Raw genomic sequence first — 26,738 nt, 5'->3', positions numbered from 1 at the left:
GACGTTCGATGGTGATGCGTCTCGGGGGGCTGTATATCAGCCTTCCAGGAAGGCGGTCAGGGCCGAGGCCAGCAGGTACGGGTCCTGCGCGCCGCACATCTCGCGTGCGGAGTGCATCGACAGGATCGCGACGCCGATGTCGACCGTGGTGATGCCGTGCCGGGCGGCGGTGATCGGGCCGATGGTGGTGCCGCAGGCCACCGCGTTGTTGGACACGAAGTGCTGCATGGGCACGCCCGCCCGCTCACACGCGGCGGCGAACACGGCCCGGCCGCCGCCGTCGGTGGCGTAGCGCTGGTTGACGTTGACCTTCAGGAGCGGGCCGCCGTTGGGCATGGGGTGGTGGCCCGGCTCGTGCCGCTCGGAGTAGTTGGGGTGCACGGCGTGGCCGGTGTCGGAGGACAGGCAGACCGTGGCGGCGAAGGCGCGGGCCCGGTCCTCGTACGTACCGCCGCGCGCGAAGACGGACCGCTCCAGGACGTTGCCGAGCAGGGGGCCCTCGGCGCCGGTGTCGGACTGGCTGCCGTTCTCCTCGTGGTCGAAGGCGGCGAGCACCGGGATGGACGTGAGGGCGGCGGGGGAGGCGGCAGCGGCAGCGAGGGCGGCGAGACCGGCGTGCACGGACAGGAGGTTGTCCATGCGCGGCCCGGCCAGCAGCTCGCGGTCCCGCCCGAGGTAGGCGGGCGCCTCGACGCTGTGGACCATCAGGTCCCAGCCGCTGATCTCCGCGGCGTCCAGCCCCGCTTCCTCGGCGACGAAGCGGATCAGGTCGCCCTCGGCCACGTCGCCCAGGCCCCAAATGGGCGTCATGTGCCGCTGCTTGTCGAGCTTGAGGCCGTCCTGGTTGACGCCGCGGTCGAGGTGGATGGCCAGCTGCGGCACGCGCAGCAGGGGCCGGTCGACGTTGACGAGGTGGTGGCTGCCGTCCCGCAGGGTGACCCGCCCGGACAGGCCCAGGTCCCGGTCGAGCCAGGTGTTGAGCAGCGTGCCGCCGTAGAGCTCCACGGCCACCTGCCGCCAGCCGTGCGCCCCGGTGTCCGGCAGCGGCTTGACGCGCAGGTTCGGCGAGTCGGTGTGCGCCCCGATGATGCGGAACGGCATGGCGGCGTCGGCCCCTTCGGGCACGTACCAGGCGATGATGGCGCCGCCGCGCAGCACGTACTTGCCGCCGGCCTGCCCGTCCCAGGCGTCGGTCTCCGAGACCTGGCGGAAACCGGCCTTCTCCAGCCGCTCGGCGGAGTTCGCCACCGCGTGGTACGGCGACGGGCTGGCCGCGAGGAAGGTCATCAGGTCGTCGGTGTGGCCGCGGTCGAAGCGGTGCGCAGAGCTCATGGCCTCAGGATAAGGATCAGGGCAAGAGCCGGGCGGGCCTTTCGGCGCCCGGCTCCTGCCCTTGTTCAACCGTTCGATCGGGGTCCGCTTAGAACGCGGCCTCGTCCAGCTCCATCAGGGAGTTGTCGACGGCCTCGGCGAGCGAGCGCTCGACGGAGACGCGCGGCAGGATGTCGGTCGCGAAGAACTTCGCCGCCGCGATCTTGCCGGTGTAGAACGCCTTGTCCTTGGCGGAGGCGTCGGCGAGCTTCTCGGCGGCCACGGCCGCGCCCTTGAGCAGCAGGTAGGCGACGACGACGTCACCGGAGGCCAGCAGCAGGCGGGTGGTGTTCAGGCCGACCTTGTAGATGTTCTTGACGTCCTCGCCGGTGGCGGTGAGGTCGGTGATCATCTGGCCGACGATCGCCTCCAGGTCCACCGCGGCCTTGGCGAGCGCACCGCGGGCGCCGGCCAGGTCCTCGCCGCCGGCCTCGGAGGCCAGGAACTTCTTGATCTCCTCGGAGAGGGTGTTCAGGGCCTGGCCCTGGTCACGGACGATCTTCCGGAAGAAGAAGTCCTGGCCCTGGATCGCCGTGGTGCCCTCGTAGAGGGTGTCGATCTTCGCGTCGCGGATGTACTGCTCGATCGGGTACTCCTGCAGGTACCCGGAGCCGCCGAAGGTCTGCAGCGACTGGGCGAGCTGCTCGTAGGACTTCTCGGAGCCGTAGCCCTTGACGATCGGCAGGAGCAGGTCGTTGAGGCCGTGCAGCGCCTTGGCGTCCTCGCCCGCGGCCTCCTTGACCACGATCTCGTCCTGGACGGAGGCGGTGTAGAGCACCAGGGCGCGCATGCCCTCCGCGTACGCCTTCTGCGTCATCAGCGAGCGGCGCACGTCGGGGTGGTGGGTGATGGTGACCTTGGGCGCGGTCTTGTCCATGAAGTTGGCCAGGTCCGGGCCCTGCACGCGCTCCTTGGCGTACTCCAGCGCGTTGAGGTAGCCGGTGGAGAGGGTGGCGATCGCCTTCGTGCCGACCATCATGCGGGCGAACTCGATGATCATGAACATCTGGCGGATGCCGTCGTGCTTCTCGCCGATGAGCCAGCCCTTTGCGGGGTGCTTGTCGCCGAAGGTCATCTCGCACGTGTTGGAGGCCTTCAGGCCCATCTTGTGCTCGACGTTGGTGGCGTAGGCGCCGTTGCGCTCGCCCAGCTCACCGGTCTCGAAGTCGAACTCGTACTTCGGCACGAGGAAGAGGGACAGGCCCTTGGTGCCGGGGCCGGCGCCCTCGGGGCGGGCGAGGACGTAGTGGAGGATGTTCTCCGCCATGTCGTGCTCACCCGAGGTGATGAAGCGCTTCACGCCCTCGATGTGCCAGGAGCCGTCCTCCTGCTGCACGGCCTTGGTGCGGCCGGCGCCCACGTCCGAGCCGGCGTCCGGCTCGGTCAGGACCATGGTGGAGCCCCACTGCTTCTCCACCGCGATCTTCGCGATGTGCTTCTGCTGCTCGGTGCCCTCCTCGAAGAGGATGCCGGCGAAGGCCGGGCCCGAGGAGTACATCCAGATGGCCGGGTTGGAACCCAGGATGGACTCGGCGTAGGCCCAGATCAGCGAGCGCGGGGCGGTGGTGCCGCCGATCTCCTCCGGGATGCCCAGGCGCCACCACTCGGCGTCCATGTACGCCTGGTAGCTCTTCTTGAAGGTGTCCGGGACCGGCGCGGTGTTGGTCTCGGGGTCGAAGACCGGGGGGTTGCGGTCTGCGTCGGCGTAGGAGTCGGCCAGCTCGTTCTCCGAGAGGCGCGTGATCTCCGACAGGATGTCCTTGGCGGTCTCGACGTCCATCTCCGCGAACGGACCGGAGCCGTACAGCTTGTCGCGGCCGAGAACCTCGAAGAGGTTGAACTCGATATCGCGGAGATTCGACTTGTAGTGGCCCATGACAGACGGCTCCGTAGGTGACGGGAGGGCGATCCTCTGTGCGTACCGGTCAGTAAGCTCCATGATGCTACCGGCCGGTAATAAGACGCAAGACCTGATCGACCAACTGTGACTCGTTACTCTTCAGGGCATGTACGGCTACGACCAGAACGCGGCACAGCAGGGCTACGTCCCCCCGCAGCAGCAGGGCGGCTACGGCGAACAGCCGCTCTACCCCGAGCCGTCGCCCCCGAACCTCGCCGACGCGGTCCGGGCGTTCACCACCGGTCAGATGTCCGCCGAGGACTTCCAGACGATCTTCTCCAACTCCAAGGTCTACTGCCCCCGCGGCGACAATCCCGGCTTCCTGGCCCTGCACAACACCCAGCAGCCGGTGATCCCGATGTTCACGTCGCTGAAGGAGCTGCGCCGGTACGCGGGCAAGGAGTCCAAGTACTTCGTGATCACGGGTGCCGAGGTCATAGACCTCCTGCCGACGGGCTACGGCTTCGTCCTGGACATGGAGGGCGACCACCGCATCGTCTTCGACGCGAAGTCGGTGGAGCAGATGGTCGACTTCGCCATGCGACGGATGTACGGCTGAGGCCGCTCTCCCGTCCGTCTCAGCGGGTCGCCCGCCGGTAGAGCCGCTCGATCGCGTCCCCGAGGTACGGGCTGTACGAGGTCTCCTCGTCGCCGCCCTCGTCCTTGCCGCCCAGGACCCCCACGAGGGTGCCCAGGCCGGTGGCCGGGTCCACGTCCGTCAGGAACGGGCTGCCGCTGGTGCCGTTCGGCAGGCCCTGGCAGGCGAAGCGCAACTGGGTGCGGCTCTCGGCCTCCGTGGCGTTCTGGCAGGCCACGGGCCGTTCGTCGGTGTTCGGGTAGCCCAGCACCCGCGCCGGCCCTCTCGCCGGTGCGCCGAAGCGGATGCGCTGCGCGCCGGTGACCTTCTCGAGCGGGGCGTTCCCGGTCGTCGGCCGCACCCGCAGGAACGCCACGTCGTGGTCGGGGTCCCGGTCCTCGGCCCACTCCGGGTCGATGTCGATCGAGGTCGGCACCCACACCCCGTACGGCGCCCCGCCGTCCTGGTAGCCCGGCACGAACGCCAGGTCCGTGCGGAAGCCGTCCATGTAGACGCAGTGTGCCGCGGTGACGACCAGGTCCTGTCCGGGGCTGTGCACCACGCTCGCGGTGCAGCCGTGGGCCGGCTCGCCCTGGGCGGTGTAGAACAGCGGCCCCACGGTCGCCGAAGGGGCCGCCTCCGCCGCGACGGGCGGCTGCGACGCGCTCAGCGCCTCGGGGCGGCCGGCGCCGGCGGTGGGGTGCGCGGGGGCGGGTACCCGCTTCACGACCCCCTCCAGCGCCCGGGCGGCCGTGTCGCCCGGCTTCCGCGGCTCCTTGTAGTGCCCGGTCGCGTCGCCTTCCGCCAGCGGGGCGTCCGTGGCCAGGCCCCGGTTGGCCACGAGCAGCCCGGCGACGGCCAGGGCGAGCACGGAGGCGAGGAGGGCGGCGTATTTCAGGCGCATTGATCAAGTGTCCACCCTGCGAGCGGAATGCTGCGTTCCGCGTCCGGGGAATGGATCCGGCCTTGTGGGTTGTTCACCCTTCAACTAAATTGCCCGTGGACAGACCGAGGAGGCTGACATGCCCGCAGTGACCGTCGACAACCCGCTGACCCTGCCGCGCGTGGCCGCGCCCGCCGGTGGTGAGCAGCGGCCCGTGCTGCACGTCGGCACCGCTCCGGGCGGCTTCGAGGGCGAGGGATTCCCGGTGCGCCGGGCCTTCGCGGGGATCGCCTACTCCCACCTCGACCCGTTCATCATGATGGACCAGATGGGTGAGGTGGAGTACGCGCCGGGCGAGCCCAAGGGCACCCCCTGGCACCCCCACCGCGGCTTCGAGACCGTCACCTATCTGATCGACGGAACCTTCGTCCACCGCGACTCCCATGGAGGCGGCGGCACGATAACCGACGGCGACACCCAGTGGATGACGGCGGGCTCCGGCCTCCTGCACATCGAGGCCCCGCCGGAGTCGCTCGTCGTCAGCGGCGGGCTCTTCCACGGCCTCCAGCTGTGGGTGAACCTGCCGAAGAAGGACAAGATGATGCCGCCGCGCTACCAGGACATCGGGGGCGGCAAGGTCACCCTGCTCACCTCGTCCGACGGCGGGGCGCTGCTGCGCCTGATCGCCGGGGAGATAGACGGCCACCAGGGGCCGGGCATCACCCACACGCCCATCACGATGATGCACGTGTCCCTCAACCCCGGCGCCGAGCTCACCCTCCCCTGGCGCCCGGACTTCAACGCCCTGGCCTACGGGCTCGCCGGGCGCGGTACGGCCGGCTCCGAGCAGCGGCCCTTCCGCACCGGGCAGACCGTGGTCTTCGGCGCCGGCGACTCGCTCACGCTCAAGGCGGACGCGACGCAGGAGTCCCGGAGCCCGAACTTCGAGGTCGTGCTGCTGGGCGGGCAGCCGATCCGGGAGCCGATGCGGCACTACGGACCGTTCGTGATGAACACCCACGCCGAGCTGGCGCAGGCCTTCGAGGACTTCCAGGCGGGCCGGCTGGGCAGGATTCCGGCCGACCCGGCCTGAGCCGGGCGGTGGCGCGCGAACGCCGGACGGGCCCGTACGCGGGCCCGTCCGGCGTTCCTCATGTGATCGCTTCGAGGGCGACGGCCGAGTCGGTCTCGTACAGCTCGAACCAGATGTTCTTGCCCTCGCCGCGCGGGTCGACGCCCCACGCCCCCGCCAGTAGCTCCATCAGGACCAGGCCGCGCCCGGAGGAGGCCATCTCGCCCGGGTGGCGCCGGTGCGGCAGCTCGTCGCTGGCGTCGGCGACGTCGACACGGACGCGGCGCCCGCCCGGACGGCCCGATATCTCCGCGCTCAGCACCGCGTCGCCGTCCGTGTGGACCAGCACGTTGGTGACCATCTCGGAGACCATCAGCACCGCCGAGTCGGTCTGGTCCTCGTCGGGCCAGTCGTGCATCAGCTCGCGGATCTGCTGGCGGACCTCCGCGATGCGCTCGGGCTCGGCCTGGGCGATGGTCAGGACCGTGCGGCGCGGCGGGCGGGGCACGGGGACGGGTTCGCCGAGCGCGGCCGGGGCGGGGGCCTCGCGGCGGAGCAGCAGCAGGGCGATGTCGTCCTCGCGGCGGTCGATGAGCGGGCCCGTGGTGTAGTGCGACGGCGGGCCGTGCACGGCCTGGACCAGGGTGTCGGCCAGGGTTTCCAGGCTGCCGTCCTCCCGCTCGAGGGGGTAGCCCTCGATGATCTCGCGGAGCCGGGCCCAGCCGGTCTCCAGGTCGTGGCCGCCGGTCTCGATGAGGCCGTCCGTGCAGACCAGCATCGTCTCGCCCGGCTCCAGGACGACGCGGCTGGTGGGGTAGTCGGTGTCGGGGATGATCCCCAGTGGAAGGCCGCCGGCCGTGGGCCGTACGAGCATGGTGCCGTCGCTGAGCCGGATCGCGGGGTCGGGGTGGCCGGCGCGGGCGATGACCAGCAGCCCGCTGGTGGGGCAGACCTCGATGTACAGGCACGTGGCGAAGCGCTGGTCGGCCCCGCCGTCGCCCTCGCCGTTGATGCCGGCCAGGAAGCGGGAGGCCCGGGAGAGGACCGCGTCGGGGTGGTGGCCCTCGGAGGCGTACGCGCGCAGGGCGATCCTCAGCTGGCCCATGAGCCCGGCGGCCCGTACGTCGTGGCCCTGGACGTCACCGATGACCAGGGCGATCTTCCCGGAGGGCAGCGGGATCATGTCGTACCAGTCGCCGCCGACCTCGAGGCCGCCGCCGGTCGGTACGTAGCGGGCCGCCACGGACATGCCGGGGATGTCGGGCTGGACGGTGGGCATCATCGAGCGCTGGAGCCCGACGGACAGCTCCTTCTCCGACTCCTGGACGCTGGCCCGGCCCAGGGCCTGGGCGAGCATCCGGGCGACGGTGGTGAGCACCGAGCGCTCGTCGGGCGTGAAGGAGACGGGGACGCTGAAGCCGGCCATCCAGGCGCCGATGGTGCGGCCCGCGTTGATCAGCGGCAGGAACGCCCAGGACGTGCGGCCGAAGTGGGCGACCTGCCGGTAGGCCTCGGGGAAGCGGCGGCGGTAGTCGTCGGGCTGGGGGAGGTAGATCGCGCGGCCGGTGCGGATGACCTCGGCGGCCGGGTAGGCGGCGTCCAGCGGCTGGTCGAGGAAGGGGTCCGCCTCGCCCGGGCTGTAGCCGTGGTGGCCGATGACCTTCACCCGGCCGGCTTCGCCGACGAAGACGGCCAGTCCCGAGGGCTCGAACCCGGGCATCGACAGCCGGGCCGCCACTCTCAGCACCTCGACCGTGGAGTGCGCCTCGGCCAGCGCCCGCCCCGCGTCCAGCAGGAACGCCTCGCGGTTGCGGTGCCAGTCGGCCACGACGGGCAGCCGGGCGGTGGAGGTGCCCTCCAGCGCCTCGGGGACCTCCTCGATGGTGCCGACCATGAGGTGGTCGAAGGCGCCGTGTGTCGACTTGGTGCGCAGGCGTACGGTCCGCAGTGCCTTGCCCGCGTCGTCGACCACGCGCATGCGGAGCTCGCCGAGGGTGCCCTCGGCGGCGGAGAGGGCGAGGACGCCCCGGAATTCCAGCCAGTCGACCGCGTGGAAGCGGGCGCGGACGGCGCCCTCGGTGGGTTCCACGTGCTCGTCGAGGCCCAGGAGCCGTCTGGCCTGGGCGTCGAGGGTGACGGCTCCGGCGGCGTTGTCCCAGGTCCATAGGCCCGTGGCCAGGGCAGCCAGAACGTCCTCGGTGCGCATTGTCCCACTTTATGCAGGTGTGCCGGGTGTGTGCAGCGGAGACCACCGATGCCGGGTGGGGCGATACCCTTGCTGAGTGCTGTATGCACACTGACCGCACGCTAACCCAGGCCGACGGTCTTCTGCAGCGCGATCCCGATCAACGGCCTCGACCACGACTTGGATGAATGATGCATCGGTACCGGTCCCACAACTGCGGCGAGCTCCGTGCGGCTGACGTCGACACCGACGTGCGACTGAGTGGCTGGCTGCACAATCGGCGCGACCTGGGCGGCATCCTCTTCATCGACCTGCGCGACCACCACGGTCTGGTCCAGCTCGTGGCCCGCCCGGGCACCCAGGCCAACGAGGCGCTCAGCCACCTGACCAAGGAGACCGTCGTCCGCGTCGACGGCAAGGTCATGAGCCGCGGCGCCGAGAACGTCAACCCCGAGCTGCCCACGGGCGAGATCGAGGTCGAGGTCACCGAGGTGGAGGTGCTGGGCTCCGCCGAGCAGATCCCCTTCACGATCAACGCCGACGACGGGGTGAACGAGGAGCGCCGCCTGGAGTACCGCTTCCTCGACCTGCGCCGCGAGCGCATGCACCGCAACATCATGCTGCGCTCGGCCGTCATCTCCTCCATCCGCGAGAAGATGACCAACCTCGGCTTCAACGAGCTGGCCACCCCGATCCTGTCCGCGACCTCCCCCGAGGGCGCGCGCGACTTCCTGGTGCCCTCGCGTCTGCACGCCGGCAAGTTCTACGCGCTGCCGCAGGCCCCGCAGCAGTTCAAGCAGCTGCTGATGATCGCGGGCTTCGACCGCTACTTCCAGATCGCCCCGTGCTTCCGTGACGAGGACGCCCGCGCCGACCGCTCGCCGGGCGAGTTCTACCAGCTCGACATGGAGATGTCCTTCGTCGAGCAGGAGGACGTCTTCCAGGTCATCGAGAAGGTCATGACCGACCTCTTCGAGGAGTTCGGCAACGGCCGCCACGTCACCTCGCCCTTCCCGCGGATCCCCTTCCGCGAGGCGATGCTGAAGTACGGCTCCGACAAGCCGGACCTGCGCGCCAAGCTCGAGCTTGTCGACGTCTCGGGCGTCTTCGCCGACAGCGGCTTCAAGGCCTTCGCCGGCAAGCACGTGCGCGCGCTGGCCGTGCCGGACACCGCGGGCCAGTCCCGCAAGTTCTTCGACGGCCTCGGCGAGTACGCGGTCGAGCAGGGCGCCAAGGGTCTCGCCTGGGTCCGCGTCGGCGAGAACAACGAGCTCTCGGGCCCGATCGCGAAGTTCCTCACCGCGGAGGACGTCAAGGCCCTGGTCGAGGCCCTCGGTCTCGAGCCCGGCCACGCCGTCTTCTTCGGCGCCGGTGAGTTCGACGAGGTCTCCAAGATCATGGGCGCGGTCCGCGTCGAGGCCGCCAAGCGCGCCGGCCACTTCGAGGAGAACGTCTTCCGCTTCTGCTGGATCGTCGACTTCCCGATGTTCGAGAAGGACGAGGAGACCGGCAAGATCGAGTTCTCCCACAACCCCTTCTCCATGCCCCAGGGCGGCCTCGAGGCCCTGCAGACCATGGACCCGCTGGACATCCTGGCCTGGCAGTACGACATCGTCTGCAACGGCACCGAGCTGTCCTCCGGCGCCATCCGTAACCACGAGCCCGAGGTCATGTACAAGGCCTTCGAGATCGCCGGTTACAGCAAGGAAGAGGTCGAGAAGGAGTTCGGCGGCATGCTGCGCGCCTTCAAGTTCGGCGCCCCGCCGCACGGCGGCATCGCCCCGGGCGTCGACCGCATCGTGATGCTGCTGGCCGACGAGCCGAACATCCGCGAGACCATCGCGTTCCCGCTCAACGGCAACGCGCAGGACCTGCTGATGGGCGCGCCGAGCGAGGTCGACGAGTCCCGTCTGAAGGAGCTGCACCTGTCGCTGCGCAAGCCGCCGACGGTGAAGTAACGCTTCCGAGCAATACGTCGAGGGCGCCCGGCACTGCCGGGCGCCCTTCGTCGTACCGGGGAAGCCGTCGCGTCAGTAGCCGCGTGCCGCGCCTATCGGCAGGGGAGGGCAGCACCCCGCCGCGTTGTGCACCGCCCGCGACAGGCGCCCCGGCGTCAGCCGGTGGCTCCATAACACCGCACGCACGCCGTACTCGGACACGGCCATCAGCTCGGTCTCGCCGAGCTCCTCCGCGACCACGACCAGCGGCGCCCGGCCCTCCCGGGCCATGCTCCGCAGCCGCCCCGCCGCACCCCCGTCGTGCCGCCCCATGAGCAGGACCTCGACGACGGCTCTCTCGTCCCCCCGGACGACGCCGATGCCGGGCAGGGACCGGAGCGTGCGGACGATGCGGTGCCGGCCCAGCTCGTCGCCGCCGTGGACGCTTACGGTGATGCGTTTTCCGAACACGACTCTTCCTCGTCTCCCCCGCGTACCCAACACCTCCAGCGTGCCGGGACGGGCTCAACGAACGATTGCCGAACGATCAACGCATGAGTGAAGGGCCCGGAACCATGGGGTTCCGGGCCCTTCACACGCTGTTTCTACGGGCGGCTCAGGCGGCCGTCTCCTCGCCGCCGCCGAAGCGCTCGCGGTACGCGGCCAGGTCGTCCTCGGTGATCTTCGCGAAGAGCACCGGCGGGACGGTGAACGGCGTGCCCGCCGGGATGAAGGACAGCGACTTGGCCTCGTCCGGGGTGACCCAGGTGGCGGTGTCGTCGGCGAGCTGGAAAGCGGAGCGCATGGCCGCCGCCGAGGCCGGGATGAACGGCTCGGAGACGATCGAGTAGAGGTGGATGAGGTTCATGGCCGTGCGCAGCGTCAGCGCGGCGCCCTCGGGGTCGGTCTTGATCTCCAGCCAGGGGGCCTTGGCCTCGAGGTAGGAGTTGCCCGCGCTCCACAGGGCGCGCAGCGCCTGCGCCGCCTTGCGGAACTGCATCTCCTCCATGTGCCGCTCGTACTCGGCCAGCAGCTCCGAGACCTGACGGCCCAGCTCCGTCTCGGCCGCGCCCGCCTCGTTGCCGGCCGGGACGTCGTCGCCGAAGCGCTTGCGGGAGAAGGACAGGACGCGGTTGACGAAGTTGCCCAGGACGTCGGCCAGGTCCTTGTTGACCGTGGACGAGAACAGCTCCCACGTGAACGACGTGTCGTCCGACTCGGGGGCGTTGGCCATCATGAAGTAGCGCCAGTAGTCGGCGGGCAGCAGCTCCAGGGCGTCGTGCGTGAAGACGCCGCGCTTCTGGGACGTGGAGAACTTGCCGCCGTAGTAGTTGAGCCAGTTGAAGGCCTTGACGTAGTCGACCTTCTTCCACGGCTCGCGGGTGCCGAGCTGTGTGGCCGGGAACATCACCGTGTGGAACGGGACGTTGTCCTTGCCCATGAACTGGGTGTAGCGGACGTCGTCGGCCTCGTACCACCACGACTTCCAGTCGCGGCTCGCCGGGTCCTGGTCCGCCCACTCCTTGGTCGCGCCGATGTACTCGACGGGCGCGTCGAACCAGACGTAGAAGACCTTGCCCTCGGCCGCCAGCTCCGGCCACGTGTCGGCCGGGACCGGCACGCCCCAGTCCAGGTCACGCGTGATGGCACGGTCGTTCAGACCCTCGGTCAGCCACTTGCGGGCGATGGACGACGCCAGGATCGGCCAGTCCTTGCCGTGCTCGTCGATCCACGCCTCGACCTCGCCCTGCAGCTTCGACTGCAGGAGGAAGAGGTGCTTGGTCTCGCGCACCTCGAGGTCGCTGCTGCCGCTGATGGCGGATCGGGCGTCGATCAGGTCCGTCGGGTCGAGGACACGGGTGCAGTTCTCGCACTGGTCGCCGCGCGCCTTGTCGTAGCCGCAGTGCGGGCACGTGCCGACGATGTAGCGGTCGGGCAGGAAGCGGCCGTCGGTGAGCGAGTAGACCTGGCGGATCGCCCGCTCCTCGATGAACCCGTTCTTCTGCAGCTGACGCGCGAAGTGCTGGGTGATCTCGCGGTTCTCGGGCGAGGAGCTGCGGCCGAAGTAGTCGAACGACAGCCCGAAGCCTTCGTAAATCGCCTTCTGCGCGTCGTGCTGCTGCGCGCAGAACGTGTCGACGGGCAGACCGAGCTCCTTGGCGCCGAGCTCGGCGGGCGTGCCGTGCTCGTCGGTGGCGCAGATGAAGAGCGTCTCGCGGCCGGTCTGCCGCAGGAAGCGCGCATACACGTCGGCCGGAAGCATGGACCCCACCATGTTGCCCAGGTGCTTGATCCCGTTGATATACGGAAGGGCGCTGGTGATGAGGTGTCGAGCCATTGCGGCTGCTCCCTGGTCGGTGTGTGTTTGGGGTTTAGGTGCACCTTTAGCGTATCCGAGGGCCAGGGGGGCGCCGCGCGGTGTTTATGACGGCTGTGTCAAGCGTTTGCGCCCTTTGCGGGCCGTTCGGGCCTAGCCTGATCCGTTACCGAACGGGCACGGAGAGTGGTGTACGGACCTGTGGCCAAGGGGTACCCACTCGGTTAGGAGAGGGGAACCCATGCTCGAAAAGAGCGCTCACCTTCCGGTCAACCATCGGTACTTCGGAAGCCAGTTCCAACTGTGGCGGCACGATGCGGGTGTCAGCCGGGAGGAGCTGGCGGAGGCGGTGCAGTACTCGGTGGAGCTGATCAAGTCGGTCGAGCAGGGGCGGCGGCGGGTGCCGGCGCGGGTGGCGGAGATCGCCGATGAGATGTTCGGGGCCAGGGGGAAACTGAAGGCGGGCCTGTCGTATCTCGACAACGGCAAGTTTCCGGCGCGGTCGCACGACTTCATGAACCTCGAGCGGGAGGCCGTGTCGTTCTGGTCGTACGAGAACGCGCTGATCCCGGGGCTGTTGCAGACGGAGGAGTACGCGCGGAGGCTGATCGAGGACCGTCGCCCCTCGCTGGACGACGACGTGGTCGAAGCACGGATCGCCGCGCGACTGGAGCGGCAGCAGCTGCTCGCCCGCAAGCCTCGGGTCGACTTCTGCTTCGTCCTGTACGAGGCCGTACTGCGCGCCCCGCTGGGGGGCCGTGAGGCCCACAAGCAGCAGCTGCAACGGCTGCTGTCGGTGGCCGAGCTGCGGAACGTCTGCTTGCAGGTGCTGCCCTTCGCGCAGGTCTTCAGCGACGCGCTCAGCGGACCGATGGTGCTGCTGGAGACGAAGGAGAACGGGCGCTTCGCCCTCGCAGAGGGGCAGGCGATGAGCAACCTCTCGTCCGGCGCGGACGAGGTGCGCCTCCTGACGGAGCGCTATGGCATGATCCGCGCGCAGGCCCTGGCCAGCGGGGATTCGGCGCGCTTCATCGAGCGAATGGTTGACGAGCTATGAGTGGGTTGGTGTGGTTCAAGTCGCGCCATAGCGATGGAGAGGGCGCGGCCTGCGTAGAAGTGGCACTGTCCTGGGTCAAGTCCAGCTACAGCGATGGTGATGGCAGCAATTGCGTCGAGGTGGCGACGGCCCCCCGGACCGTCCACGTGCGGGACTCCAAGCGGCCCCACGGCCCCCGCATACGCTTCGGCGCCGCTGCGTGGGCGGCGTTCGTGACTGCCCCGGGTGCGACCGGCGTCGTCGCTCCTTAGGCTCGTATAGAGGGAGGCCTCTATGACCACAGCCCGGGACCTGGCGCTCACCGCCATGGACGTGGCCCCCGGCCGCCCCGTGGAGCCGGGCGATCTGTCGCTGGCGTTGGCGGGGGCGGAGTTGATCGACCTGCTGGCCGGTGGGGCCGTCACGTTGGACGGGGACCGGATCGTGCCCGGCGAGCGGACCGCCATGGGCGACCCCGTGCTGGACCAGGCCGTGAGGGCGCTTTCCCGGGAGGCGCCGTACGAGGCGGTCGGGGACTGGCTGTGGCGCAGGGGCCGGGGCCTGGCCTCGGTCTACGCGGCCGACCTCGGGGCGGAGGACCGCTCGGCGGCGAACGAGCCCGTGCTCGTCGCCCTGGCGCAGGCCGTCGGGATCGGCGAGGAGGGGACCGAAGAGGTCCCGGTCGAGGCCGGCGACGCGGTGGAGACCGTGCTGGCGGCGGTCTACGACGCGGTGATGGAGCTGGAGGCCGTACGGCAACGGCGAGCCGTCGAGCAGTCGGCATTCGACAACATCTGGCGGGGCGACGACTGACGCCGGAGCCCACGTCCGATAGCCGCCAGCGCGGCGCTTCGCGCCGGCGAATGCTGGGCGGCATGACGACGACAACGGTCACGCATCAGGCCCACCCCATCGCCCCGTCCGTCCTGCGCCGGCTGCGCGAGCGCGACGACGCCGGACTCACCCGCGAGCCCTTCACGGACGGGACCGGCGGTGCCCCACTCCGCTGCTGCCTGCGGCACAGCGAGCCGGGTGAGCGGATCGTTCTGGTCTCGTACGCCCCGCTGCACCGGTGGGCGAAGGAGACGGGCGCGGAGCCGGGCGCGTACGACGAGCGGGGTCCGGTCTTCATCCACGCCGGGGAGTGCGAAGGCCGAGCCCCGGGCTCCGGCTACCCGCAGGAGATGCACGGCGATCGGCGCGTGCTGCGCGCGTACGACGCGCAGGGGCGCATTTTGGGCGGCACGCTCATAGAGATGCCGGCGGCGGAGGTGGACGCGGCGCTGAGCGAGGTGTTCGAGGACCCCGATGTGGCTCTGGTCCATGTGCGCGCGGTGGAGTTCGGCTGCTTCATGGTGGAGGTCCGGCGGGGCTGAGCCCGCTCAGGCCAGGGCCAGGGCGGCGACGACCGGGGCCGCGTACACGAGCGGGAACGGTACGTGGGCGTACGAGCGGGCGCGGAGCACGGCGATGACGGCGCCGGCGAAGTACAGCACGAGGCCGATGCCGGCCAGGAGGCCGATGACCGGCACGAACAGCCCGGCCAGCAGGCCCACGGCTCCGGCGGCCTTGGCCGAACCGAGCCAGGGCAGCCAGGACTGGGGGATGCCGTAGTCGGCCATGGGCTGGACGACCCACGCGGCGCGGAGGAAGACGGAGCCTGCCGAGAAGCCGGCCATGGCGGCGGCGAGGACGGTGACGACGACGTAGGCGGTGGACATCGAAAGGGCTCCTGTCGGGCGGGCGTTGTGTGCTCTTCGCTGCTATGACCCGGCGGGACGCGGAGGTGTGACAACTGATCGACAACGACTTTTCAGGCCGGGACGCCGATCGGATAATGCGCGAACGATCACTAGGGGAGGAGATGGTCATGGGGATGCGCATCAAGTGGGGCGTCGGTGTGGCGGCGGGACTGGCCGCCGTCTTCGCCGGGGTCCAGCCGGCGTCGGCCGCCGGTACGGGTACGGGCACGTACAGCTTCGTCAACGAGGCCACGGGCCGTTGTCTGGACGGCAATTCGATGACCGCCACGCGTGCGTGCGACGGCGGGTCCGACCAGAAGTGGCTGGTCACGGAGAACGGCGGGGACATCCCCGTCTACTCGCTGAAGAACGCCGCGCACGGCCGCTGCCTCGAGATCCGTGCGGGGCGCGTGCTGTCGACGACCCAGTGCATGCCGGCGCCCGACCAGCAGTGGAGGACCCTGCCGGGCCGCACGACCCCGCTGCGGGACGTGGCCTCGGGCCACTGCATCGAGGACACCGCGACGACGCTGCGCGTCACGTCGTGCAGCGGCGGCCCGGGCCAGCGCTGGACGCTGCAGGCCCGCTGAGTCCCGGGGCTCAGCCCCGGACCCCGGTCCTCAAGCGCCGGACGGGCTGACTATTCAGCCCGTCCGGCGCGGGAGGAACCGGGGCAAGTCCCGTTCGGCCACCGCTGAGTCAGGCCGCTTCCACGAACGCGACGTCCAGGATGCGGCCGATCTCGGAGGTGATCGCGCGGACCTCGTCGAGGTCGTCGGTCTCAGCCGCCCGGGCTTCCAGTCGGCGCAGGCGGTCGGCGCGCTCAGGGTGACGTTCGATGGCGACGTACACCGCCCACTGCCCGGTGAAGCGTCGCAGGGGAGCGGCGCTCACCGAGTCCCGAGCCTGCTGCAGGGCGACTGCCCGTTCGGCATCGAACGTGGGTAGTGCGTGAGGGGCGAGGAGCGCGAGCGCTGCGCGGAGCTCCTCCGGGGTGCCGGCAGGCTGGGGGATGGGCGCGGAGGTGCCGCCCGAGCCGGCTGCGGTGCTGTTCATGCCGCCTGATCCTTCCGGTCGGCGTGCTGTCCGGAGTCTTTGACCGTAGACAGTGGGCGGTGCGCAGGCAAGCACAGGCCGGCGCCCGGTGTTGCGCCCTGAGCTCCGGGCCCCGGGGGCCGAGCTCTCTTTCTGATGAAGGGGTGGGTTGGTACAACCCACCCACCCTCCCCTGTACCTCCCAAGTGCCGCGATACCACAGGGAGATGACTTTTCGTGACCGGCTTGCGACGGCGCGTCGCCAAGCCCTAGCGTGCGCAGCAACAAACAACCCCGGCAGGGTGCTAGCAACACCATGCCGGGGTCTCACCAACAAGATCTCCAGAGGATCCTGTGGCTTACGACGACTCTAACGTCGCCCCGCGCGCGTCCGCATCCCCCATGGCCAACCCGGGCTACGGCAAGCGCCTCGCCCCCGGCCAAGCTCCTCGCCGCAAGGGCGACTTCGCCCACTTGCCGAAGCGTGAGGCGGCCATCGCCGCGCTCATCGACGCCCTTCCCGAGGGTGCCGCCATGGACGCGAAGACCCTCGCCAAACTGAGCCCCGACTACGGCCAGGCCGCGTGCCGCAGCGCGCTCAACCGGCTCCACAGCGCCGGTCACCTGCGGCGATTCCGCGAGCGCGGGCAGGCCGAGGACGGCGGGATGCGGTGGGTGACGCGCACGTACTTCTCGCGGGCGGCGCGGGACGACGGATGGTGGGAGCGGTTCTGGGCGGGAGATGTCGTCGAGGAGCAGGCCTCGGACCCGCCGCCGAGGGTGCCCGCCGCTCGCCCCGCACGTTCGCGGGCGTACGCCGCGCTGGCCGGGTTGACCCGCGCCGATGACCGGCTGGCGCTGTCGGCGGCGGACTGCGCGGCACTCGAACCGCTCGCGGCGGAGTGGTTCGCGCGCGGCGCCGGTGAATCGCAGCTGGTCAGGGCGCTGACGGCCGGGCTTCCGCCGCAGGTGCACGCCCCTGCGGCGCTGGTCCGCATCCGGCTGGTCGAGAAACTGCCCCCGGAACGCGAGCCGGAGCCGGAGGCCCGGCGGGCGCCGCTCCGCATCATGGAGTGCGCCGTGTGCGGCGTGCCGGGACGGCCCGACGCCCTGCCGGGCGGCATGTGCCGCCCCTGCCGCGGCGAGGCCAGGCCGCCGGAGTCGCCAGGCCTGGCACCCGCCGAAGTCCGGGCCCGCATCGCCGAGCTGCGGGCGGCTGCCCGCGTACCTGAAAGGAACCGCGCATGAGCATGCTCGTCGAGGAGTTCGAAGAGATCGCCCTCAAGGCTCCCGAAACCGTGTGGCTGGAGTTCATCAACGGCAGGCTGGAGGTCAAGCCGCCGCACGACGGCAACCACGGCGAGACGCTCATGCACCTCACCATGTGCTGCAGGGAGCAGCGGCCCGGGCTCTGGCTCTACCCGTTGCGGGGGCTCAAGACCGAGGCCGGCCGTCAGGGCCGGGTGCGTCCGGACGGTGTGCTCGCACCGGTCGAGCACTTCGTGGGGCACGGCGAGTGGTCCGATCCCGACGGTGTGCTGATGACGGTGGAAATCACCCCCCGCGGCCTGGGTGATGATCTGAGCGGCCTCAGGAGGAAGCGGGACGGCTACGCGGCCGCCGGGATCCCCGTTCACGTCCGTATCGACCGGGGCAAGCTCGGCGTCGTCGTCTACAGCATGCCCAAGGGCGGCGAGTACCGGATGCGCCGGTCGTGGGACATGGGCGAGGTCGTCGAGATTCCCGCCCCGGTCGGCATCACCCTCGATGCCGAGAAGCTCAAGGAGTTCGCTGACCGGACTGCGGGCTAAGCCCATCGAGAAGGTTCTTGACCCTCAGGTACACAACCCTCTACTCTTTCACCATGGCCAGGCCCAAGCAGTTCGATCCCGAGATCGCCGTCGAGCAGGCGATGGACGTCTTCTGGCGCAAGGGGTACGCCTCCACCACGCCGCAGGACCTCGTCGACGCGCTCGGCATCGGCAAGGGGAGTCTGTACAACGCCTTCGGCAGCAAGCACGCCCTCTTCGAGCTGGCCTTGCGCCGCTACCGCGACAGTCAGGCGGAAGCGCTCGTCGCGATGCTGGAGCAGGCCGGGCCGGTGAAGGAGCGGTTGCGGGAGGCGTTGGGGCTGTTGGTGGAGATGGATCTGGGTGATCCGGACCGCCGGGGCTGCATGGGGGTCAACACCGCTGCCGAGCTGGGCGGGACCGACGGCGTGGCCACCGAGCTGGTGCGGCGGATGTTCGACCGTACCGAGGAGGCCTTCGCCGCGCTCGTCGCGAAGGGGCAGCGGGCCGGGGAGATCGATCCGGGCCGGGACGCCCGGGCCGTGGGGAGCCTGTTGCTCAACACCGTGGTCGGGCTGCGCCTCATGGCGCGCGTCGCCGAAGGGCCCGAGCGGCTGTCCCGTACCGTCGACGCGCTGCTCGACTCGCTCTGACCTGGTCCGCCCGTTCCGGGGCGGGCCTTTTCACACCTTAATTTTGTACCTGTAGTTAAAGAACGGGGATGGGAATCATGGATCTGCGACTCGCAGGCAAGACCGCCGTCGTCACCGGCGCCAGCCGCGGCATCGGCCTCGCCACCGTGCGCGCCCTGGCCGCCGAGGGCGTCCGCGTCGTCGGCGCGGCCCGCACCGTCACGCCCGGGCTGGTGGAGACCGGCGCCGTGCCCGTGGCGGTGGACCTCAGCACCCCCGAGGGCAACGCCGAACTCGTCGAGCGGGCACTCGCCGAGCTCGGCGGCATCGATCTGCTCGTCAACAACGTCGGCGCCGGGGACGACGTACGGCTCGGCGGGTTCCTCGACGCCGACGACGAGCACTGGATCCGTACCTTCGAGCTCAACCTCTTCAGCGCGATCCGCGTGACCCGCGCCGCGCTGCCCAGCCTGATCGAGCGCGGCGGGGCCGTCGTCAACGTCTCGTCCGTCAACTCCCGGCTCCCCGCCGTCGGTCCCGTCGCCTACAGCGCCGCCAAGGCCGCGCTCACCGCCCTCGGCAAGTCCCTCGCCGAGGAGTTCGGGCCGCAGGGTGTGCGGGTCAACACCGTCTCGCCCGGCGTCGTGCGCACCGCGATCTGGGAGGACCCCGACGGGTTCGGCGGCAAGGTGGCCGCGGCCAGTGGGATGGGGCACCAGGAGCTCCTGGACCGGGTGCCCGAGATGTTCGGCATCACCACCGGCAGGATCACCGAGCCGGACGAGGTCGCCGCACTGATCACGTTCCTGCTCTCCGACGTGGCGGGCAACATCACCGGCGCCGATCACATCATCGACGGCGGGACGGTGAAGACCGTCTGAACCGTACGGCGGCCCACCCGTGGAGACATTCGCGAAACATCTCCTCTGGTACACCCCCATTCTGGAAGGAAGGGGGCGTGCCGGACGAGAGGAAACGACGTCATGCGGGTGCTGGTCGCCGAGGACGAGGAAGTGCTGGCCGAGCTCGTGGCCACCGGGCTGCGGCGGGCCGGGTTCGCCGTGGACACCGTCTACAGCGGGGACGCCGCGCTCGCGTACCTCGGGCTGCACGACTACGACGTGGTCGTCCTCGACCGCGATCTGCCCCGCGTGCACGGCGACGACGTCACCCGGCGCCTCGTCGCCGCCGGCTCCCGCACCCGCATCCTGATGCTCACCGCCGCCGGCTCCATGGAGGACCGCGTCGCCGGGCTGGACCTCGGCGCGGACGACTACCTCCCCAAGCCGTTCGAGTTCCCCGAACTCGTCTCGCGGGTGCGTGCGCTGCGCCGCCGCAGCGCACGGCCCGCGCCGCCGCTGCTGGAGAAGGCCGGGCTGCGGCTCGACACCGTGCGGCGCACGGCCGAGCGGGACGGGCAGGGCCTCGACCTCTCGCCCAAGGAGTTCGCCGTCCTGCAGATCCTCCTCGAGGCGGACGGCGCCGTCGTCAGCGCCGAGGAGCTGCTGGAACGGGCCTGGGACGCGCACGCCGACCCCTTCACCGGGGCGGTGCGCGTGGCGATGAGCAAACTGCGCGGCAAGCTCGGCGACCCACCGCTGATCCGTACCGTGCAGGGCGTCGGGTACGCCCTGTGAGACGGCCCGTACTGACCGCACGGACCCGCATCGCCGTCGCGTTCGGGGCGGCGTTCGCCGTGCTCGGCACGGGACTGCTCGTCACCGTCAACGTGCTCTCGCGCGCCGGCACCCAGGAGCGGGCCACCCGGATCGCGCGGACCGCCGTGCCGGCGGAGGCCCGGCCGCCGTACGAGACCGTGACCGTCACCACCCTCCACCGGCTCTCCGGCGACGTCAGCGCCGCCGCCTCCCACGAGCTGATCGTCTGGTCGGCGGCGGCGCTGCTGGTGACCGCGCTGCTCGCGCTCGGCGTGGGCTGGTGGACGGCCGGGCTCTTCCTGCGGCCCGTCCAGGGGGCCTTCGACAGCCAGCGGCGGTTCATCGCCAACGCCTCGCACGAGCTGCGCACGCCGCTGGCCACCCAACGGGCCGCGATCCAGGTCGGGCTGGACGGCGATCCCTCGCCCAAGGACCTCGCCCGTACGAAGGCCACGCTCCTGGAGACCAACCGGCACTCCGAGCGGCTCATCGACGGCCTGCTCCTGCTCGCCCGCAGCGAGCGCGGCCTCGACAGCCGCGAACCGCTCGACCTCGCCGAGGTCGTCGGCGAGGAGGTCGCCTCCCTCGCCGCCGGCGCCCTGCGGGAGGGCGTACGGATCCGCGTGGACGCCGCGGCCTCCCCGCTCACCGGCAACCGGCTCCTGCTCGCCCAGCTCACCGGCAATCTGCTGCGCAACGCGGTGGGCTACAACCACCCGGGCGGGAGCGTCGACGTACGGGTCCGGCCCGGCCGGCTGACCGTCGTCAACACCGGGCCCGACGTCGCCGCCGGGGACGTCGGCACGCTCTTCGAGCCCTTCCGCCGGGGCCCCGGCCGGGAACGGCTCGGCGGCGGGGCCGGGCTCGGGCTGTCCATCGTGCGCTCGATCGCCCGCGCCCACGGAGGTACGGCGAAGGCCGCCCCCCGTCCCGGGGGCGGCCTTCGGGTGGTCGTGGAGCTGCCTACCGGACGATCCCGGCGGCCCGGGCCTCGGCCAGCCACTCGGGGAACTCGACCATGAGCTCCGCGTAGAGCGTGTCGTCCGACAGCGCCTTGGGCTCGCGGCCGGCGTGGAAGAAGCCCGCGTTGTCGACGACGCGCCGCTCCGGCACCGGCAGGTCGTCGAGCTTGCGCAGGAAGTCGAAGCCCTTGCCCTCCGGGTTGCCGAAGCCGACGAACTGCCAGAAGATCGGCAGCTTCGCCGCGTCGCACAGCGCCTTCTCGGCGGCGGACTTGCTGTACGGCGCGCCGTCGGTCTGGAAGATGACGAAGGCGGGGTCCGTGCTGCCGGACTTCGTGTAGTGGTCGATGACGGCCTCGATGGCCCAGTGGTAGTTCGTCCGGCCCATGTGGCCGTAGGACTCGTGCAGTTCCTGGATGCGGCCGCTGTGGTTGGCCAGGTCGATCTCGGCCGTGCCGTCCACGTCCGTGGAGAAGAACACGACCGGCACGACGCCGTCGTCGTCGAGGTGCGCGGCCAGGCCCAGGGCCTGCTCGGCGAGGTGCTGGACCGTGCCGTCCTTGTAGTACGGGCGCATGGAGCCCGACCGGTCGAGCACGAGGTAGACAGCCGCCCGCTGCCCGGCGAGCCCCTGCTTGCGCAGCGAGACGCCGGCCGACTTGTAGAGGCTGACCAGCGCGGGGGCGGTGGCCTGCACCTTCTCCAGGCTGACGGCGGGAGCGCCGACGAGGTCGGTGGCGTCGGCGGATTCGGCCGGGGCGGCCGGCGCGGTGACCGACATCGCGGGCGCGGGCTCCGGGTCCGGGCCGGGGGCCGGCTCCGGCACCGGGTTCGGATCGGGCGTCGGCACCGGCTCCGGCTCGGGAATGGGCTTCGGCGACGGCATGGGCGTCGGCTCGGGCTCGGGCTGCGGCACCGGCTCGGGCCGGTGCGGCCCCGGCGTGGGAATCGGCCCCAACGGCCCCGGATCGGGCACGCGCTCGGCGGCGGGCTCGGTGACGGGCTCGGTGACCGGTTCGGCTACGGGTTCAACGGCGGGCTCAACGACGCGCTCGGCAACGGGCTCGGCGGCGCGCTCGGTGACCGGCTCGGCCACGCGCTCGACGGCCGGCTCAGCCACCGTCTCGACGGCGAGGTCCGCGCGGTCCGCCGTCGGCTGGGCCGGTACGACCACCGTGTTAGGGGCCTCGTCAGGGACAGTGGCGGCGGCGGCCGCGGTGTTGTCGGGCCCCGCACTCTGCTGGGGCAGGCTGGGTTCGTCGCGTTCGGCCGTCCTGTTCCGGCCGAACGCGTTCCGCAGCAGACTCCGAATGCCCATGGGGAGATGTCCTTCATGTGTCTCGGGTGCAGTTGAAATGTCCGTACTGCGGGGAAAAGTCCCCAGTCTTGACGACTACGTAAGGCTAGCCGTCAAGCCTGCTCCAGTACGTTCACACCCGACACGCCGGGTGCGCGTGTCCCCGTCGTACATCAGTGGTGATCGGGAATCCAGTTCCCATGGAAACCCAGCGGCACCCGAACCGGAAGATGGACGCGGGCGACGGGCCCCGCCGCGAAGTCCTGTGCCGCCAGCACGACCAGGTCCGTGGCCTCCCGCGCGGGGTCGTAAACGAAGGCCAGCACCCAGCCGTCGTCCTCCGCCGCGTCCGGCGCCGCAGGTACGAAGACCCCCTCGCCCACGTCCCCGCCCGCCGGCACCCGGAACTCCGCGACCGTGCCGCGCTCCAGGTCGTACTTGAGCAGAGCGGTGTCCCGCCCCGGCTCCCGCTCGCGCATCGCGTAGCCGAAGCGGTGCGGGCCGGTGAGCCGGCGCGGGTCGACGCGGGGGTACTCCACCGGCCGGTCGTCCAGCCGCTCCCGCCGCACGGTTCCGGCGGCCAGGTCGACGGTCCAGCGCTCCAGACGGGCGAGGTGCCGGCCGGGGGCCGGGTGGCCGGCGTCGGCCGGGTCGAAGAAACGGTCGTAGCGGACGAGATGGACGGTGATGAAGCGACCGCCGTGCTCATAGGCGTTCATGGGGTGGAAGACGAAACACGGTTCGATCTCCAGCCAGCGCACCTCGTCCGCCCCGCCCTCCCTCGGCAGCACCCCGAGCCGGGCCGGCCGGGCCGGGTCCCAGACCGGGTGGGGGCTGCCCCCGGGTCGGCTCCGGACGAAGACGACCGGCAGGTCGTACAGCAGCACGTACCGCTCGGTGAGGGAGAAGTCGTGCATCATCGGCCGCCCCACGACCGGGACGTCGACACGGCGGCGCACCCGCCCGTCCGTGCCCGCGACGACGTACTGCACGTACGGCCAGGCCGGGCAGTACGCGACCGCGTGCAGCTCACCGCTGCGCGGATCGAGGACCGGATGCGCGGACAGCCCGCCCGGCAGCGTGCCGTGGAAGTCGAACGGGCCGATCGTGTAGAGCTCGGGATCGAGCTCGTACGGCAGCGTCCCGCCCTCGACCAGCGCGAGGCAGTGCCCGGCGAAGAACTGGACGTGGGTGTTGGGCGCGAAGTCCATGTCCAGGTGGCGCGGCCCGTGCAGCAGTTTCTCGCCGAGCCGCCCGGCCACCGCGTCGGAGCGCACCCAGCGGTTGCGGTACCACTCGGCGCGCCCGTCGCGCAGGCGCACGCCGTGGACCATGCCCTCGCCGCTGAACCAGTGGTAGGCCGCCGGGTCCTCGACGTGCAGGGGATTGGGGCCGTTGCGCAGGTAGCGGCCCCGCAGGGACTCGGGGATCCGGCCGGTCACGGGCAGGTCGACCGCGGTGATCTCGTCGTGGACGGGGGCGAAGAGGCCCCGCAGATAAGGGTTCGGTCCCGCGTACGCCCGGCCCGCGATCGCGTCGGTCATGCAGCCACCTCCACCGGCCCTCCCCCGGCCGCGCCGGGCGGTGCCCCCACCGCGAGGCCGCCTTTCCACCATCCAGCGGAAGGCAGGGTTCGGCCAGCCTCCACCTGCGCGTCGGCGACTCTTCATCCGCCACGGGTATCTCTTGGAAGTTCGGCGTCCGTTTACCCGCCGGGAACTCCCGGGGAAGCGCAGTACACGGACAGGACAAGAGCAGGGCAATAAATGGATGCAGGGCAACCCTGTACGCCTGTTCCCGCCTCTTTATCGGTGACTATTGCCGGACCGAACATGAGTACCCACCACGGGGGCAGGGAGTTGAGGGGCACATGGGCCTGACCAGCCGGTCACTCTTGTACACGGTGGTGTTCGTCGCCATTGTGTGTGTGGGCCTCACGATCTGGCTCTGGCCGCGGCTCTCCGGACGCGGTCCGCTGCCCGTGCTGGGCCGGCTCGGGTCGATCCTGGTGACCCAGTTGACGATCATGTCCGCGGTCCTGCTCGCGGTGAATTCCGCCAATAGCTTCTACGGCACCTGGGGCGAGCTGATCGGTAAGTACGACCGCTCGCCCGGCCAGGTCACGCAGGTGACCGAACCCGGCGGGAACGGCAAGGTCGAGGCGGGCCGGGGCAGTGGCGGCGGGCTGGTGCGGCCGGGCGGTTCGGAGGGGCTGGAGAAGGCGGGGCTGCCGAAGGGGCCGAAGGACAAGGTCGGCGCGGTGGAATCCGTACGCCTGGTCGCCCGCCGTGCGAATGTCGTCGAGCCGGCGATCGTCTATCTCCCGCCGCAGTATTTCCAGAAGCAGTACGAGCGCCAGCGCTTCCCCGTGATCGTGGCCATCAGCGGCTACCCCGGCGGAATCACCAATCTCACCCAGTATCTGCAGGTGCCGAAGACGGCGAGCACGCTGATCTCCGAGAACCGGATGCAGCCGACGGTGATCGTGATGGTCCGGCCGACCATCGCCCCGCCGCGCGACACCGAGTGCGTCGACGTGCCGGACGGCCCCCAGGCCGAGACCTACTTCACCAAGGACCTGCCCGAGGCCCTCAAGAGCGCCTACCGGGTCGGTCACGAGGCCAGCGCCTGGGGCGTCATGGGCTATTCCTCGGGCGGCACGTGCGCCCTCGAACTCGCGATGCGCCAGCCCGGTGCGTACCCGGTGGCCGGCGCCCTGTCCGCCGATTACCGGATCAAGAACGACCTCACGACGGGCAAGCTCTTCGGCAGCGGCCCGGATGCCGCCAAGCGGCAGCGCGAGCACGACCTGCTGTGGCGGCTGCGGAACCTGCCCGCTCCCCATGTCTCGGTGCTCGTCACCAGCAGCGAGAAGGGCGAGAAGAACTACGCGGAGACGCAGAAGTTCCTCAAGGCGGTCAAGGAACCCATGACCGCGGCGAAGATCATCCTCCCGGCGGGCAGCCACAACTTCACCACCTGGCGGCGCGAGATCAGCCCGACGCTGGAGTGGATGAGCAAGCAGCTGACCTTCCCCCAGGACACCGTCGACAAGTCCAAGCCGTCCGCGTCGTCCGACCGGAAGGCGGAGGAGGAGCGGAAGCGACGTGCCGAGGAGGAGAAGCGGCGCGCCGAGGAGGAGAAGAGGAAGGCCGAGTCCGCCTCCGGCGAGGACGAGGAGCAGCCCTCCGGCGGGGCCGAGGTCTCCGAGGGCGCGGACGAGGAATGAGGCGCCGGGCCCCCGCGGCCCTGAGTCCCGCGGCCTTCAGGCCGCGACCGTGGGGCGCAGGCGGGCGGCCGCGTCGGCGAGGGTGCAGGTGAAGACCGGTTCGCCGTCCTGGGTGCCGGTCACCTCGGTGGTGAGGGCGTCGGCGGGCTGTCGGCCGCCGGCGTCCGTGGACGTCACGTCGATGACGCAGGGGCTGTCCAGCTCCGCGTACCGGTGGAAGGTGACGGCCACGCGCGACGGCCGCGTCCGGCGGGGCCGCAGCGTGCCGTAGGCGGCCTGGCGGGCCGCCTCCACCAGGACCATCCCGGGGATGTGGTCGCAGGGGTGGTCGAAGAGCGTCGCGTGGCGCAGGTTCGGGTTGAGCACCCAGCGGTCGCTGCGGGCGGTGGGGGAGAGCACGACGTCCAGGGGAGCGTCCCTGCCGACCTCGCACGGCTCGGCCCGGGCCGGGAGCATCATCGGCAGCGGGTCGGCGGTGCTGCCGCGCCGGCCGCGGATGCGGTGGTAGAGCCCGGGCGGCAGACAGGTGAAGCGGCCGCCGCCGGTGGCCACGGTCCGGCCCTCGCGCATGACGGTGATGTCCATCCGGAAGGCGAAGCGGCGTTCCCTGCGGTCGAGGATCACGCAGGTGGCGGCAATGGTCAGATCGGTGGGGGCGTTCCCGATCGCGAGCCGGTCCTCATGTGCCGTGAATTGCATTTCCTGAAGCAGGAAATGATGACCCATCGGAACATTCAATTCCGTGTGGGCGAGGAACAGACCGGTCTGTCGAATCGTTTCCGCCGCGAGTAACGGATCATGCCGGGTGCCCCCGTCCGAGGTGAAGAACGCATGGGCCCGCGGCCATTGGGCGGTGAGCGTGAAATGCGTCTCGTCCACTCCCGTGCAGCCGGTCAGGAACACCTCGGCGACGGCGGCGCGATGGACGAACTCCCGGGGAACCGTGCTGGTCAGCGTCGGTGCAACGGCGGGTGGGCGCGGCGCGGGGATCGCGTTCGCAGTGGTTGGCCGATGCACGGAACTCTCCATGAAACCCGATGTGAGCAAGAGTCAAGAAACCTGAAATTCTTGTCCTGTTCTAAGATAACGGTTGGCCGGTTTTCTTCAAGGCCCGA

The 26,738-nt window shown here is 70.7% G+C and carries 26 protein-coding genes; 15 read left to right on the top strand and 11 right to left on the bottom strand.

Features of this window, described 5'->3' with window-relative positions; genetic code table 11:
• Positions 1–36: 36 nt before the first annotated feature.
• Together AB0G59_RS13045 and AB0G59_RS13040 are read right to left on the bottom strand one after the other, a co-directional pair.
• On the bottom strand, positions 37–1,332 hold the full coding sequence (locus AB0G59_RS13045) for a M18 family aminopeptidase (RefSeq protein WP_360910952.1): 1,296 nt from the start codon (positions 1,330–1,332) through the stop codon (positions 37–39).
• Positions 1,333–1,420: 88 nt separating this feature from the next.
• Positions 1,421–3,247 carry an acyl-CoA dehydrogenase gene (locus AB0G59_RS13040; RefSeq protein WP_360910950.1) on the bottom strand — a complete coding sequence of 609 codons (1,827 nt, stop codon included), beginning with the start codon at positions 3,245–3,247 and terminating at the stop codon, positions 1,421–1,423.
• Between the two features lie 130 nt (positions 3,248–3,377).
• Here AB0G59_RS13040 and AB0G59_RS13035 point away from each other — a divergent pair, with 130 nt between their 5' ends.
• Positions 3,378–3,830: an SseB family protein gene (locus AB0G59_RS13035; RefSeq protein ID WP_071963721.1), complete on the top strand. Its 453-nt coding sequence runs from the start codon at positions 3,378–3,380 to the stop codon at positions 3,828–3,830.
• A 19-nt stretch (positions 3,831–3,849) separates the two neighbouring features.
• Here AB0G59_RS13035 and AB0G59_RS13030 read toward each other — a convergent pair whose 3' ends face one another.
• Positions 3,850–4,752 (bottom strand): trypsin-like peptidase domain-containing protein, encoded by a 903-nt coding sequence (locus AB0G59_RS13030; protein WP_360910948.1) that lies wholly within the window; start codon positions 4,750–4,752, stop codon positions 3,850–3,852.
• A gap of 118 nt (positions 4,753–4,870) precedes the next feature.
• Here AB0G59_RS13030 and AB0G59_RS13025 point away from each other — a divergent pair, with 118 nt between their 5' ends.
• Entirely contained in the window at positions 4,871–5,824 is a 954-nt protein-coding gene (locus tag AB0G59_RS13025) for a pirin family protein (RefSeq protein WP_360910946.1), read from the top strand.
• A 58-nt stretch (positions 5,825–5,882) separates the two neighbouring features.
• Here the strand turns inward: AB0G59_RS13025 and AB0G59_RS13020 are convergent, their stop codons facing one another.
• Entirely contained in the window at positions 5,883–8,009 is a 2,127-nt protein-coding gene (locus tag AB0G59_RS13020) for a SpoIIE family protein phosphatase (protein WP_360910944.1), read from the bottom strand.
• Positions 8,010–8,179: 170 nt separating this feature from the next.
• Here AB0G59_RS13020 and aspS point away from each other — a divergent pair, with 170 nt between their 5' ends.
• Positions 8,180–9,946, top strand: coding sequence for an aspartate--tRNA ligase (gene aspS, locus AB0G59_RS13015; protein WP_360911254.1), 1,767 nt, complete (start codon positions 8,180–8,182; stop codon positions 9,944–9,946).
• Between the two features lie 72 nt (positions 9,947–10,018).
• Here aspS and AB0G59_RS13010 read toward each other — a convergent pair whose 3' ends face one another.
• Positions 10,019–10,396, bottom strand: a complete 378-nt coding sequence (locus tag AB0G59_RS13010; protein WP_360910942.1) for a DNA-binding response regulator — start codon at positions 10,394–10,396, stop codon at positions 10,019–10,021.
• A gap of 145 nt (positions 10,397–10,541) precedes the next feature.
• A complete protein-coding gene (gene metG / locus AB0G59_RS13005; protein WP_360910940.1) occupies positions 10,542–12,263 on the bottom strand; it encodes a methionine--tRNA ligase in 1,722 nt (573 codons plus the stop codon).
• Positions 12,264–12,483: 220 nt separating this feature from the next.
• Between metG and AB0G59_RS13000 the strand changes: the two genes are divergently transcribed.
• The 4 genes from AB0G59_RS13000 to AB0G59_RS12985 all read left to right on the top strand — a co-directional run bounded on the left by AB0G59_RS13000 (position 12,484) and on the right by AB0G59_RS12985 (position 14,654).
• A complete protein-coding gene (locus AB0G59_RS13000; protein ID WP_360910938.1) occupies positions 12,484–13,299 on the top strand; it encodes a helix-turn-helix transcriptional regulator in 816 nt (271 codons plus the stop codon).
• The gene (locus AB0G59_RS12995; protein ID WP_360910936.1) at positions 13,296–13,550 is read left to right on the top strand and encodes a DUF397 domain-containing protein; all 255 of its coding nucleotides are present in this window, start codon (positions 13,296–13,298) and stop codon (positions 13,548–13,550) included. The genes AB0G59_RS13000 and AB0G59_RS12995 overlap by 4 nt, the downstream gene beginning before the upstream one ends.
• A 22-nt stretch (positions 13,551–13,572) precedes the next feature.
• Complete coding sequence (locus AB0G59_RS12990; RefSeq protein WP_360910934.1) at positions 13,573–14,091, top strand: GPP34 family phosphoprotein; 519 nt, start codon at positions 13,573–13,575, stop codon at positions 14,089–14,091.
• Positions 14,092–14,153: 62 nt separating this feature from the next.
• Positions 14,154–14,654, top strand: a complete 501-nt coding sequence (locus tag AB0G59_RS12985; RefSeq protein ID WP_360910932.1) for a DUF1203 domain-containing protein — start codon at positions 14,154–14,156, stop codon at positions 14,652–14,654.
• 6 nt (positions 14,655–14,660) lie between these two features.
• Here the strand turns inward: AB0G59_RS12985 and AB0G59_RS12980 are convergent, their stop codons facing one another.
• Complete coding sequence (locus AB0G59_RS12980; RefSeq protein ID WP_360910930.1) at positions 14,661–14,999, bottom strand: DoxX family protein; 339 nt, start codon at positions 14,997–14,999, stop codon at positions 14,661–14,663.
• Between the two features lie 149 nt (positions 15,000–15,148).
• Between AB0G59_RS12980 and AB0G59_RS12975 the strand changes: the two genes are divergently transcribed.
• Positions 15,149–15,610 carry an RICIN domain-containing protein gene (locus AB0G59_RS12975; protein ID WP_360910928.1) on the top strand — a complete coding sequence of 154 codons (462 nt, stop codon included), beginning with the start codon at positions 15,149–15,151 and terminating at the stop codon, positions 15,608–15,610.
• Between the two features lie 109 nt (positions 15,611–15,719).
• Here the strand turns inward: AB0G59_RS12975 and AB0G59_RS12970 are convergent, their stop codons facing one another.
• Positions 15,720–16,076 carry a DUF6247 family protein gene (locus AB0G59_RS12970; protein ID WP_360910926.1) on the bottom strand — a complete coding sequence of 119 codons (357 nt, stop codon included), beginning with the start codon at positions 16,074–16,076 and terminating at the stop codon, positions 15,720–15,722.
• 381 nt (positions 16,077–16,457) lie between these two features.
• Between AB0G59_RS12970 and AB0G59_RS12965 the strand changes: the two genes are divergently transcribed.
• The 6 genes from AB0G59_RS12965 to AB0G59_RS12940 all read left to right on the top strand — a co-directional run bounded on the left by AB0G59_RS12965 (position 16,458) and on the right by AB0G59_RS12940 (position 21,157).
• On the top strand, positions 16,458–17,303 hold the full coding sequence (locus AB0G59_RS12965) for a hypothetical protein (RefSeq protein ID WP_360910924.1): 846 nt from the start codon (positions 16,458–16,460) through the stop codon (positions 17,301–17,303).
• The gene (locus AB0G59_RS12960) at positions 17,300–17,866 is read left to right on the top strand and encodes a Uma2 family endonuclease (RefSeq protein WP_360910922.1); all 567 of its coding nucleotides are present in this window, start codon (positions 17,300–17,302) and stop codon (positions 17,864–17,866) included. The genes AB0G59_RS12965 and AB0G59_RS12960 overlap by 4 nt, the downstream gene beginning before the upstream one ends.
• A 53-nt stretch (positions 17,867–17,919) precedes the next feature.
• Positions 17,920–18,498 (top strand): TetR/AcrR family transcriptional regulator, encoded by a 579-nt coding sequence (locus tag AB0G59_RS12955; protein ID WP_360910920.1) that lies wholly within the window; start codon positions 17,920–17,922, stop codon positions 18,496–18,498.
• 77 nt (positions 18,499–18,575) lie between these two features.
• Entirely contained in the window at positions 18,576–19,358 is a 783-nt protein-coding gene (locus AB0G59_RS12950) for an oxidoreductase (protein ID WP_360910917.1), read from the top strand.
• Between the two features lie 102 nt (positions 19,359–19,460).
• Positions 19,461–20,114, top strand: a complete 654-nt coding sequence (locus tag AB0G59_RS12945) for a response regulator transcription factor (protein ID WP_360910915.1) — start codon at positions 19,461–19,463, stop codon at positions 20,112–20,114.
• Positions 20,111–21,157: an ATP-binding protein gene (locus AB0G59_RS12940; protein ID WP_360910913.1), complete on the top strand. Its 1,047-nt coding sequence runs from the start codon at positions 20,111–20,113 to the stop codon at positions 21,155–21,157. Before AB0G59_RS12945 ends, AB0G59_RS12940 begins: the two co-directional genes overlap by 4 nt.
• Here AB0G59_RS12940 and AB0G59_RS12935 read toward each other — a convergent pair.
• On the bottom strand, positions 21,099–22,415 hold the full coding sequence (locus AB0G59_RS12935; RefSeq protein ID WP_360910911.1) for a VWA domain-containing protein: 1,317 nt from the start codon (positions 22,413–22,415) through the stop codon (positions 21,099–21,101). The two genes, AB0G59_RS12940 and AB0G59_RS12935, sit on opposite strands and share 59 nt — an antisense overlap.
• Before the next feature lie 152 nt (positions 22,416–22,567).
• Complete coding sequence (locus AB0G59_RS12930; RefSeq protein WP_360910909.1) at positions 22,568–23,938, bottom strand: carotenoid oxygenase family protein; 1,371 nt, start codon at positions 23,936–23,938, stop codon at positions 22,568–22,570.
• A gap of 383 nt (positions 23,939–24,321) precedes the next feature.
• Between AB0G59_RS12930 and AB0G59_RS12925 the strand changes: the two genes are divergently transcribed.
• Entirely contained in the window at positions 24,322–25,623 is a 1,302-nt protein-coding gene (locus tag AB0G59_RS12925) for an alpha/beta hydrolase-fold protein (protein WP_360910907.1), read from the top strand.
• 36 nt (positions 25,624–25,659) lie between these two features.
• Here AB0G59_RS12925 and AB0G59_RS12920 read toward each other — a convergent pair whose 3' ends face one another.
• Entirely contained in the window at positions 25,660–26,652 is a 993-nt protein-coding gene (locus tag AB0G59_RS12920; RefSeq protein WP_360910905.1) for a ScbA/BarX family gamma-butyrolactone biosynthesis protein, read from the bottom strand.
• Positions 26,653–26,738 lie beyond the last annotated feature (86 nt).

This window comes from Streptomyces sp. NPDC021096 (genome assembly GCF_040641275.1).
Taxonomy (GTDB): Bacteria; Actinomycetota; Actinomycetes; order Streptomycetales; family Streptomycetaceae; genus Streptomyces.
Note: the sequence above shows the minus strand (reverse complement) of the source record. Positions and strands in the feature narration are given on the sequence as shown.